Below are 11,600 nucleotides of genomic sequence, written 5' to 3' on the forward strand. Positions count from 1 at the left end.
TGGTTTTTATTAAAAATTTACTACATTCGTAAAACCAACCATTAAAACTTATTAAAATGACAAAATTTTTCTTCAAAATTTCAATTTTTTCACTTTTGGTTTTTGCTTCTTGTACAAAAGACGAAACTAATGAGAACCCAATCGTTATTGATGCTACTCAAAAAGACCCATTAACGATTGACCAAATTACTACAAAGATTGATGAATCATTTGCTGCTCAAAATTCATTCAATTGGAAAGAAGCTTCAAATCATATGTTATGGAGTGCCATTTATCAAGGACAAAAAATAGCAACTATAGGTTTTGGGAATTCTGAAAATGATTTTGACAGAAGTAAATCGTCAAATAATGCCAACATACAACAAGAATTATTGGATATAATTTTAAAGTATGAAGGAAAAGAATTAGACAAAGTTTTAATTTCATCAGATGAATATTTAAATTTAGTTGATGTTTTGATTGAAAAACAAGAAACTGTTATTGCTTTAAGAAGAAGTAAATTTATCAGATATATTGAACCTGCAGATTATAGATATATTGAAAGTAAAGGAATTGTAGAGCGTTCGACATCTTCATCATCATCTTCGGGTTGTGGCTATGAATCAGAAACATTGAGCACTTCAGATTATACTACTATAACGCCAAATGCTAGAATGCCTTGGAATTTTCCATTACATAATATCAATGCAGCTTGGAATGTTTCTACAGGAAGTGGTGTTACTATTGGAGTAATTGATACGGGTGTTTCTCCTAATCAATCTTTGTTAGGAACAAGTTTTAACAATGGTTTGTCATCAGGAAGAACAGTTCAAAAATATGGAACTTATGTAGATTCTATTTGGCCTTGGAGTACAACTACTGATGGCCCAAATGATCAATGCGGACATGGAACAAGTATGGCTTCTGTAGCAACAGCACCAAGAAATAATGCAGGTTTGCCTGTTGGCGTGGCATACAATGCAAATTTAATTACATATCGCGCAGCTTCAAATGTAGTTCTTGAAGGTTATCATGAACACAATGGTGTAAAAAATGCTTTTACGGCTTTAGGAAATAATGCTTCTGTAAAAATTATTTCGATGTCAATGGGACATATTATTTCTGTTGGAAAAATTGAAGATGGAGTTAGATATGCTTATGGAAAAGGAAAATTAATTTTTTGTGCTGGTGGAACTTCTACAAGTTTTACATCATTCGCAGGAGTTATTTTCCCTGCTTGGATGGCTGAAGCTGTTGCAGTTACTGGAGTTAAAGAAGGAACTTCAAACCAAAAATGTGATGTTTGTCATAATGGAAGTAAAATAGATTTTACTGTTCAAATGCAAAGAACTTCTTCAGGAAATACAGTTCCTGTAACGAGTTATTATAATGCTCAGAATGATTATGTTGGTGGTTCATCTGTAGCAACGGCTACAACTGCTGGAATTGCGGCTTTAGTTTGGTCTAAAAATCCTACGTGGACAAGAGACCAAGTTTTAACCAAAATGAAACAATCAGCAACGTATTATCCAACGAGAGATGCAAATTATGGACATGGAAATATAAATGCATTTTTAGCTGTTCAATAATTTAAAAAAATAAATACTAAACCATCTTGTTGAAAAATGAGATGGTTTTTTGTGTTAACACATTTCAAAAAAACTACTTTTGCACTATGGAAAAACATAAAGATCCACTTCACGGAATTACACTTCAAAAAATTGTAGAACAATTAGTTGATTATTATGGATTTGATACGCTTGCAGAATTTGTAAATATCAAATGTTTTAAAGATAATCCTAGTGTAAAATCGAGCTTAACTTTTTTGAGAAAAACAGATTGGGCTAGAAAAAAAGTCGAAGAATTATACATCAGAACGTTACCTAAATTAAAAACCCTTTAAAACTAAATTTAAAGGGTTTTTTAATTATTAATTTTCAGCTAAACCGCGCCATTTTTTTATTTTAGAAGAAAGTACTAACATTATAATTATTGAAAATATTAAATTGAAATACATGAAATTGATGATGTTGTCTTTCATGAATTGTATTGTTGGATAGTATTCACTTTTGGTATAATCAATTAAATTATATTGATTTGACAAATCTTTTAAAATTTCTAATGTTACGAAATAAATTAATGGCAATAATCCTAAAATTGACCATAACATAACATTAACCATAACGCCTGAAACATTTTTACTTTTGTTTCTAGAAAGTGTAATTGCAAAATAGATTATAGTAAATAGAATAGTAGTTATCATTAAAACAGGAAAAGTGTAATCCCATTTAATAATGAGACTTATTATTCCAAATAATATTCCTAAAACACCTACACTAACAACTGAAATTAACCAATTTTTACCCGAAGTAACTCGGAACGAAAAAATCAATAATGACAATCCAAAAGCAAAATATAGCGCAATTAAAATAGTTTCAAAGTTGATATCTGGTTGACTCCAAGAATCTGAAATTTTATTGTAATTAAAGTTTAATTGGCTTTCAGGAACATAATATTTATAATATTCATATTGTTGATTACCTATTGAAGCTATGTACTTATTTACACTATCAAAAACACTTCCATTGGTATAATTGTTAGGATAATAATATTCTCCTTCATTACTTTTTCCTATTAATTTATACGAATCAAAATTTGGATAATTATATACTAAATCAAACCATTTGTTTTCATCAATATTAGCTTTTAGATTATGTTCTTTGGCAATATTCAAATAGTTTTTAAAAACATTTTTTATGGAATCTTTTTGTTGCTTAACTAACCAAGTTTTGATCGTTTTTTTACGTAAAGAATCTGTTTCATAATCAAAGAAAGTATAGCTGTTTACATTCTTATTTAGCAATGAAGTATAGCTGTAATTTTTTCCGTTGAAAATAATAAAATTATTTTTTAATGAAATGGAATCAGTTTCAGTAGCTACTTCTTCAGCATAATTATAATTATCATTTCTATAATTATTGGAATAAGAACCATCAACAAAAAAGGACGCTTTACTTAAAATTTCACATCGTTTTTTAGCTTCTGTTTCAGAATAATATCCTCGAACACGAGTTTCTTTTCCATAGTAAAAAGAAACAGTAAACAATGTAATTAAAAAACTGATGAACAGTAAAATACTCCATTCTTTAAACAATGAAAACTTGTTTTTTGGATAGAATGATTTGAACGAATTGTTCTTAAAATAAAATACTAACCAAAGGATTAGCAATAAAATAGAGACTAATACACTAAAGAAAACAACTAATCCATCATTATCATAATTATAATTGTTTTCACTTTCTTTAAAATTCAATTCGCCTTCGTGATAACCTATAAAAAAGAAAATTAAGTTAATCACAATCAAAATTGCTGTCATTGGAACTATTCTTGTATTCCAAAGCAAAGGATATTTTATAAGTAATTGTTTTTGAATATTTTTAAACATAATTTCTAGATTTAGGATACAAAAAAGCGACGTGTAGATTTTGAAATATTTCTGAAATATTGCAACGGAATTTGTTGTTCAATGGCAAGTTTCATAAAGTCATAAACAGTAATATTTTCTGGGAAGTTTATGATGTATGTTCCACCATTAAATTGTAATGAAATCATGTTTAATTTTGAAAATACTTCACCTAATTTACTTTGGTTCCATTCGCTTTCAAATTCAATTACCAAATTATTTTCAACGACAGTTTCATTTTCAACACTTATTTTTTCGTGTAAGTTCTTTTGTTTTCCATGTTTCAAGAAAATAACTTGGTCAGAAGTTTTTTCAACTTCATACAATTGTTGCGAACTCAACACAATTCCAATTGGACGAAATGGTGATTTTGCAATCGCTTTAAAATCTTCTAAAACAGTTTGTTGTGCAAGAATGTCTAAATTAGCTAACGGTTCATCAATCAACAAAATTTCGGGCTTGCGCAACAGCATTCTTGCCAATTCAAAACGCATTTTATAACCCGATGATAAACTTTTCCATGAGTGATTTCTGAATTTTCGTAAACCTAAACGTGCAATAATTAATTCTACTATTAACTCATTTTCTTCAGGTTTATAGCCATAACATGTAGCTGTAAATTGTAGATTTTCAAACATTGATCCGTACCAAGAATCTGTTCGTTGTGGAATATAAACGAGTTTTGTTCGCAAATCATAATCGTCATTCGATTTGAAATGATAATTAATTTTTCCGCTACTAGCATATAATTCGCCACATAAACTGCGTAAAAGTGTGGTCTTTCCGTTTCCGTTTTCACCCACTAAACCAAGAATTTCTCCTTGATGTAATTCCATTTCAATTGGTCCAAGTCCAAAACTTGACGTTCCATAACTTTTTACTAATCCTGATGTAGAAACTAGTAACTTCTTTTCAGGAATAGATTTTGTTGACAAACTTGAATGTAAATCGGTTAGAATTGCCCGATACTTTTCTTTTTTTGCTTCGACATTAGTTTCGTTTTGGTCGAGCCAAACTAAGAACTCATTAGTTTTTTTATAATGAATAATGTCTTCTGTATCAAGTGTTAAGTCTATAATTCTTTTAGTAAGAATTGAAAAGTCTTCAAACTTTAAAAAGTCTTGCAACTCTTGATATTGTTTTTCAAATTCGTTCATATATTATTTTTTGAAATTTCTTTTTAATAAGGAATAAATTACGGTGTCCCAAAATTTTCCGTTTCTCAATTCATTTTCTTTAAAATGTGCTTCTTTTTCAAAACCACTTTTTTGTAAAACGCGTTCCGATGCAATATTATCTGGATCAATTACCGCTTCAATAGAATGCATGTTTAAGTCTTCAAAACCATATTGTAAAACGGCTTTAATGGCTTCTGTGGTAATTCCTTGACCGTTATATTGTGGCAAAATCATATAACCAATTTCACAACGATGATTTTCGGGCTGCAATCGATAAAGCCCAAGAAATCCAATAAATTTTGGATTTTCTTTTAGGGTAATTGCCCAATTAATTCCTTCTTTTTTTTCTATAGCATCATCAATCATTTTAAAATGCTCCAATGCTTGTTGTTCGTTTGTAATCAATGGACGAGGAATAAATTTCATGGTTTCGGGATTACCACGAAGTTCCATAATTTCTGCTAAATCATTGATCGTAACTCTTCGCAAAAAAAGTTGTTCGGTTTCTAAATTTTTAAAAGGATGAAAATTGATTTCTAACATTGGTGTTTTTGTATGTAGTATAATTGTATAAAGTATTGTTGTAAAAAGTTATACCACTTCAATACTAAATTGATGCATTTTACTTTCTTTTGCTTCTACAAATTGTATGCCTTCTTTTTCTAAAATGTTATTATTTGAATGAATGGTGTCAGAATATCCTAACCAAGGTTCAATGCAAACAAATGGTGCGTTGACTTTTGTCCAAATTCCTAAATTTTTAAAATCGTCAAATTTCACTTTCACAATTGGTTGTTCTTTTTCTAGAATAGTTATTTCTTTTGACTTCAATTGTTTAAAAATTAAGGCATCTTGCTCAAAAATCGAGTAGGAAAGAGGTAGTTTTTTATCAACCAAATTAATTTTGAAATTGTTGTCTGAAAGTAAATCATTTTCTAGTGTGAAACAGTCTAAATTTTCTTTACAATTGAATTCTAAAGTATAATTTTCAAATTCCAAAGGCAATGAAAAAGCTGGATGCGCACCTATGGAGAACGGCAAAATTGAATTAGTATTGTTAATGATTTTGTAAGATATTTGAAGTGTTGTTTCAATCAACTGATAGGAAATTTGCAACTCAAAATCAAAAGGATAGACTTTCAAAGTTTCCTCAGATGATTTCAATGAAAAAGTTACACTCTCTTCAGATTTTTCTATAACTTCAAAACTATAATCTCTTGCAAATCCATGTCTTGAAAGCGAATAAGATTGATTATTGTAAGTGAATAAATTGTTTTTTAAAGTACCAACAATTGGAAACAAAACAGGAGAATGTTTGCCCCAAAATGCAGGATTTCCTTCCCAAATGTACTCTCGATGGTGCTTATTTAATGAAAATAATTCGGCTCCAACATGTTTTATTGAAGCCGAAATTAAGTTGTTTTTTATAGTTGTAATCATCAATTATTTTTTCTTTTTCAAAATAAATCCAAATATGATTGCTCCAATAAGTGAAAAAATAATTCCAAAAGGTAAAATTTCAGAAAAAGTTATCATAATTAAATAAAGCGGACTTTTACAGGATTCTTTTAAATTATTTAATTCTTTAATTTTTTCTTGTAATTCCGTTTGATTTAATCCACTTGATTGAAGATTCTTTATTTCAGAAGCAACAAATTTTTCATAAAAATCAGGATAAAAGTTATAATATTCTATCAGCCAAACTCCAACATAAATAGTTGAAATTATAAAAGCTATTAGAAAACCAATTATAAATGCTTTTCCAAAAGAAATGACCCCATTATTGGCTTTTTTATATTGATTCATTCCAACAAAAGTAAATCCAAATGCCAGAAACATTCCTGTGAATCCTAAAATATAACTTGTTGTTGGGTTTTCTAAATTTTTTGAATGATAAAAGACACTCAATCCCATAAATATTGAGACGATGATTCCTGCAATAATTCCGTTTTTTAGAATAATGTTTTTCATAAATAAAAGTTTATTGGTTGGTATATCAAAGATAACAATTTTATTTATCTGAAATTAAAAGCATATTTTTTTGTGAATCAATGTAATAACTATCTTTTCGTTTGTCAATTATTTCTAATCCTTTGTAGATTTTGTTATAATAAAAACGTTCGTCATAATTTGAAACAACAGACATTGGAATAATAATTTCCCCATCAAAATTGCAAACACCTAATTTGTTATCTTGAGAAATCATAAAATAATTGCCTCCAAAATATTTAAAATAATTGTAATTAAAATCAACTATTGTTTTATTGGTTCTTATGTTTAAAATGGCACTTACATTATTGGTTTTCTTTTCAGAATTTTTTCTGGTTACAAATACAAAATCGTTGTGATAGCTTTTTTGTAAATAATCATATTCGTTTGGAATTAAATTCTTGAAATCATTATCTAATAGACCATATTTATTGTCTTTTTTATAGATAAAATAAGCATTTTTATTATGATAATCATGATCTATAGGCATAGTCATTTCACCATATAAGCTTGGTTCTTCAATGGTACATTCAGGAACAATAGACTCATAAATAATTTCGGTTAGTGCCTTTCCTTCTTTTGAATAAAATCCTTCTTTAGCGTTTAATTTTACTTTATAAAAAGCAATACCAGTTTCATATCGATTAAAGTAAGGTTCAATATTTTCATATTCAAACGGAATAATTTCACTACCATCTTTTGGTGCAATTACTCCAAATTTTTTATCTTTTTTTGCTACCATAAAATCGATACTTGCTGAACTAAATTCATCATATATAAAATCGGTTAATGGTTTTAAATCTAAATCGAAAATAGCCAATTTTCCATTTTTTTTCAAGCGATAGATTTTATTGAATTTATCAATGTTTTCATAAGTTTCAGGAAGTAATAATTCGCCTTTTTCATTATAAAAATTGAATTTTTTATCTTTAACTGTAATGAATTTTCCTTTTTCAGGATTTGTAATATAATTGAATTCTACAGGAATAAGTAGTTTGTTTGTTGACAAATCAACTAAGCCTTGAAAATAAAATTTATCAACTTTATTTTGAACTAAAGCTAAATTATTGTCAAGCTTTTGATAAACATTTCCATAAGGTGTTGTTTCTTTTACTGAAGGTTTTTCATCATAATTGTCTCTAGAATAACTATAATCTCTGCTTTCTTCAATTACAGGCGCGTCATTATTTTCTGTTTCAATATTTTTCTTTAGGAGTTTTCCTTTTGGAGTAAAAATTAATTCTTCATCGCCCAAGTTTGCAACAACAACAGAATCTATTACAACCTCTTTTTTGTGAAATCTTTTTACACTTTTTTTCTCTTCGTTATGGATGTAATCATATTGAACAGGCAAAATTTGTTTTCCAGTATTGGAAATCAAACCGTATTTTTTCCCAATTTTTACTGGATAGTTTTCATGAAATCCAAACATTACTGTAGTGTAACTTATGTTTAAACCCTCAATTCCATCGTAGATTGCAGGTGTTATTTCTTTTGCATTGTTGTCTAAAATACCAAATTTGTTGTTTTTTAAATAGATAGCATACACCAAAAGCGGCTTCATTGAAACGGTATCAAAGGCTGAGATGAGCTGGTATTTTTTTGTTGTAATTAACTTGTCGTAATCAACTTTGTTTAAAATACCATTTTTGTCGTAGGTTAATTTAGTTTGTGCAAATTGATTACTTGTAATTAACAAAACAAGAAGCATAAATATTTTTTTCATTTTCATTTTATTTTAATCGTTCTAAAACACCTTTTCGTTTTACAATATTTTTATAATCCCATTGAATTTCTTTTGATTTTTGAAGCCAACGTTCTATATCAGAAACATTTAATTCATCAACTGTAGTATATGTTTTTGAGGCATCTTTAAATTTTCCTGTTCCTAAATTGAGTTGGTCTTCTTCAAAACTTGCGCCACTCCAAAATAGTAATCGTATTCCGTTTTTTAGTTTATTATAACCTACAATTGGGTTACCATCATCAAACCAAACTGGATGCGCATGCCATACTTTATTTTCAAAATGAGGCAATTGTTTTTGAATAATTTCTAACAGTTTATCGCAAATAGCTTTGTCGTTTTGTGATTTCGAATTGTTATAATTTAGGATGTCTTCATGAATCATAGTTTATATTTTACAAGCTTTCGCCAAAGGTCAATAAATTTTTATCAGGATCGAGTATCGAAAATTCTCTTTGTTGCCAAGGCTTATTTTCCAATTGTCCGTTAGGATGAATCCAAACTTTTGCATCTAAAAAAGTTTGGTACAAATTGTCAATAGCAGTTGTTCTTATATAAACTTGACCGTAATTTTCATCTGGATTTAAATCTTTAAACTCAAAGAAATGTATCTGAATTTCGTCTTTTTGTACCATCAAATAGCCATCAAAATCAGCACTTCCAAACAATTGAAAACCTAATTTATTGAGGTAAAAATCCATCGTAATCTTTTTGTTACGCATAGGAAGTTTTGGGTTGATGTTTGTGAGCATACTGTTTTATTTCTTCAGTTTTTTAGAAGTGTTTTCTATTTGATTTATGAAATCTTTTTCTACTTTTGAGAGTTCGTTTTTAGTAGATTCTTTGAATTTATCATATTCTAATTTAGCTTTTTCAAGTGCTTTTTCATGACTTATGGTACCAAAATGATCTAGAATTTCTTGACCTGACATTTTTAGAAAATCGTCTAATCGTTCTATCCAATCGTTCATGTACATTGGTTTTTGATTCAAAGCTTGAAGTTCTGCAAATTCTAAATATGCTGTTACAATTCTATTTAAAAGATTTAATTCTTTTTCGTTTAAATAGTTTTTAGCAACTTCAGTTTCTTGTAAAGTTGGCTTTTCTCCTTTAAAATTAGTTAGGCCAAGATTGGGTTTTGTCGCATCAATTCGTTTGTAAATAATTTCTGCTGCGGTATTTCCATGAGTTGCCCAATGCATTTTATTTTGAATTGTTTTGAAGAAATTTTGAGAAGTTTCTATTGTTGGATTGTAGTCAATACTTGTTGAATAAATATCTAAAATTTTTCTCCAAAATACTTTTTCAGATGATCGTATATCACGAATTCTCGCCAATAATTCGTCAAAATAATTTCCGCCACCAACTTGTTTTAGCAAGTCATCGTTCATTGCAAAACCTTTTACCAAATATTCTTTTAAACGTTGAGTAGCCCAGATTCTAAATTGCGTGCCACGATGAGATTTTACTCTGTAACCAACTGAAATTATTACATCTAAATTGTAGAATAAAGTTTCGTAATTTTTTCCATCTGATGCAGTAGTTCGGAAATTCCGAACAACTCCATTTTCATTCAATTCGCCTTCTGAAAAAATGTTTTTTAAATGCTCGCTTATTGTAGATTTTGATTTTTGAAATAATTCACCAAGTTGAGCTTGAGTAAGCCAAACGGTTTCATCCAAAAGACGTGTTTCTATTTTAGTAACGCCATCTTCGGTCTGATAAATTAGGATAGTAGATTGATTTTTGTGCATGTAAAATGAATTGAATCGTAAATATACAAAAAATCTTTAAGCAACTTTTTGCCAGATTATTTTACTTTTTATAGAGTTCGTTGAAATCAAAATATTCTATTATTGAATTCTTTGAGGCTTCAATTTTCCTTGTCTTCTTATTGTATTCGATGGTGTCATATTCAATTGGAATCAAAATAATTCCTCTATCATCCAATAAGCCAAACTTTTTGTTTAGTTCTACTTTAATTTTATTGAAAAAATTAGTCATCGAATCATAAATAAATTCAGTGTAAAATTTACGATTTTGATAAAGTGCTACTTTATTGTTTTTAGTTAATAGCAATGGAAATCCATCTTCTTTAGTATAATTGTCGGTATGATTGATAGCATCATATTCTATTGGTAAAATTACAGTTCCAGCATAATCTACAATTCCTAATTTTCCATTTTCCTCAACTATCATTTCTTTGTCATCAATTACTTGAATTTTATCAAAAATTAAATTGGTTTCTTCCCATTTTGCAATGTCAAAAATGACTTTTTCCCGTTTCTTTCTAACAATAATCTATCGGGAATATTTTTGTAGGTAAAGAATGTGATTTTATCATAAATCAAAGGAAGTTTTTCTTCAAAATTATTGTTGACTAAGGTATATTTTTCTCCAATTTTCACTTTGAAAAAATCTAAAACGGAATCGAAATATTGATTGAAATTAACTTCTACTTTGTCGTAATTCGTACTTATCTTTTTTCCTTTTTTATCAATAAAATAATAGGTTTTATCTTCCTGAACCAGAATTCCCATTTTATACATTCTGATACTTTTATATTTAAAAGGCATCACAACTTTATTTTTATTGTTGATGATTCCAAACAAACTATCTTTTTTATAAATAGCAATTTCATTATCAACATAACTAACATAATCCGATTTATCAATTTTATAAATCAACGGATTGATAAAATTACCACCATTAGACTTTGTAAATTTGACTCTCGTGAATTTGTTATCAAAATAAGGTTTCTCTTTTTTTAAACTTATAAGCGTTCGATCTTGAAATGAAAAACTAGATTTAGAATATTCTACAGCTAAATAATATTCAATGGGTGTTTTTCTTTCTCTATTGCTGTAAGGACTTCCTGTTCCATAGCCGCTTCCGCTTGCTTCTGTAACTTCATTTTCGGTTACTTCAATTCTTTTTGTAAAATGTAAAGACACAACATAAGTTGCAGAACTTGAACCTTCATCATGAGTTTCATAGTTAGGTTCGTCATAAATCAAAGAACTGAAAACATATCCTTTTTTATCCTCATAGATTTTAAAAACTGGAAAAAGTTTGGCTGTAGGTTTGTTGTTAAGCAAAGCCATAACTGATTTTTGCAAAATTTCATACATTTCTTTTTCGTCACCATTCATTTCAGAAATAGGCCGATATTGGTTTTTTTGTTGTGAAAAACTAAAAAACGTCATCAAAAGAATTGCTATAAAAAGAAATGATTTTTTCATGTTAA

The 11,600-nt window shown here is 28.4% G+C and carries 13 protein-coding genes; 2 read left to right on the top strand and 11 right to left on the bottom strand.

The features are described 5' to 3' along the window. Positions 1-56: 56 nt before the first annotated feature. Together Q0049_RS09170 and Q0049_RS09175 are read left to right on the top strand one after the other, a co-directional pair. On the top strand, positions 57-1,568 hold the full coding sequence (locus tag Q0049_RS09170; RefSeq protein WP_298119000.1) for a S8 family serine peptidase: 1,512 nt from the start codon (positions 57-59) through the stop codon (positions 1,566-1,568). Positions 1,569-1,654: 86 nt separating this feature from the next. Continuing rightward, positions 1,655-1,882, top strand: coding sequence for a VF530 family protein (locus tag Q0049_RS09175; protein WP_298119003.1), 228 nt, complete (start codon positions 1,655-1,657; stop codon positions 1,880-1,882). A gap of 27 nt (positions 1,883-1,909) precedes the next feature. Here the strand turns inward: Q0049_RS09175 and Q0049_RS09180 are convergent, their stop codons facing one another. From Q0049_RS09180 to Q0049_RS09230, 11 genes are all read right to left on the bottom strand, one after another. Next, on the bottom strand, positions 1,910-3,424 hold the full coding sequence (locus tag Q0049_RS09180) for a hypothetical protein (RefSeq protein ID WP_298119005.1): 1,515 nt from the start codon (positions 3,422-3,424) through the stop codon (positions 1,910-1,912). An 11-nt stretch (positions 3,425-3,435) separates the two neighbouring features. Further along, positions 3,436-4,599: an ATP-binding cassette domain-containing protein gene (locus Q0049_RS09185; RefSeq protein ID WP_298119007.1), complete on the bottom strand. Its 1,164-nt coding sequence runs from the start codon at positions 4,597-4,599 to the stop codon at positions 3,436-3,438. 3 nt (positions 4,600-4,602) lie between these two features. Further along, complete coding sequence (locus Q0049_RS09190; protein ID WP_298119008.1) at positions 4,603-5,163, bottom strand: GNAT family N-acetyltransferase; 561 nt, start codon at positions 5,161-5,163, stop codon at positions 4,603-4,605. 48 nt (positions 5,164-5,211) lie between these two features. Continuing rightward, positions 5,212-6,060 carry an aldose 1-epimerase family protein gene (locus Q0049_RS09195; protein ID WP_298119010.1) on the bottom strand — a complete coding sequence of 283 codons (849 nt, stop codon included), beginning with the start codon at positions 6,058-6,060 and terminating at the stop codon, positions 5,212-5,214. 3 nt (positions 6,061-6,063) lie between these two features. Beyond that, positions 6,064-6,591, bottom strand: a complete 528-nt coding sequence (locus Q0049_RS09200; protein ID WP_298119012.1) for a DUF4199 domain-containing protein — start codon at positions 6,589-6,591, stop codon at positions 6,064-6,066. Positions 6,592-6,631: 40 nt separating this feature from the next. Next, positions 6,632-8,335, bottom strand: a complete 1,704-nt coding sequence (locus Q0049_RS09205) for a WG repeat-containing protein (RefSeq protein WP_298119014.1) — start codon at positions 8,333-8,335, stop codon at positions 6,632-6,634. 7 nt (positions 8,336-8,342) lie between these two features. Continuing rightward, entirely contained in the window at positions 8,343-8,738 is a 396-nt protein-coding gene (locus tag Q0049_RS09210) for a DUF1801 domain-containing protein (protein ID WP_298119016.1), read from the bottom strand. A 10-nt stretch (positions 8,739-8,748) separates the two neighbouring features. After that, positions 8,749-9,105: a VOC family protein gene (locus tag Q0049_RS09215; protein WP_298119018.1), complete on the bottom strand. Its 357-nt coding sequence runs from the start codon at positions 9,103-9,105 to the stop codon at positions 8,749-8,751. Positions 9,106-9,111: 6 nt separating this feature from the next. Further along, positions 9,112-10,107 (bottom strand): virulence RhuM family protein, encoded by a 996-nt coding sequence (locus tag Q0049_RS09220; RefSeq protein WP_298119020.1) that lies wholly within the window; start codon positions 10,105-10,107, stop codon positions 9,112-9,114. Between the two features lie 61 nt (positions 10,108-10,168). Continuing rightward, positions 10,169-10,552 carry a hypothetical protein gene (locus Q0049_RS09225; protein WP_298119022.1) on the bottom strand — a complete coding sequence of 128 codons (384 nt, stop codon included), beginning with the start codon at positions 10,550-10,552 and terminating at the stop codon, positions 10,169-10,171. 35 nt (positions 10,553-10,587) lie between these two features. Then, a complete protein-coding gene (locus Q0049_RS09230) occupies positions 10,588-11,595 on the bottom strand; it encodes a WG repeat-containing protein (protein WP_298119023.1) in 1,008 nt (335 codons plus the stop codon). Positions 11,596-11,600 lie beyond the last annotated feature (5 nt).

The organism is Flavobacterium sp., from assembly GCF_027484205.1.
Lineage (GTDB): Bacteria > Bacteroidota > Bacteroidia > Flavobacteriales > Flavobacteriaceae > Flavobacterium.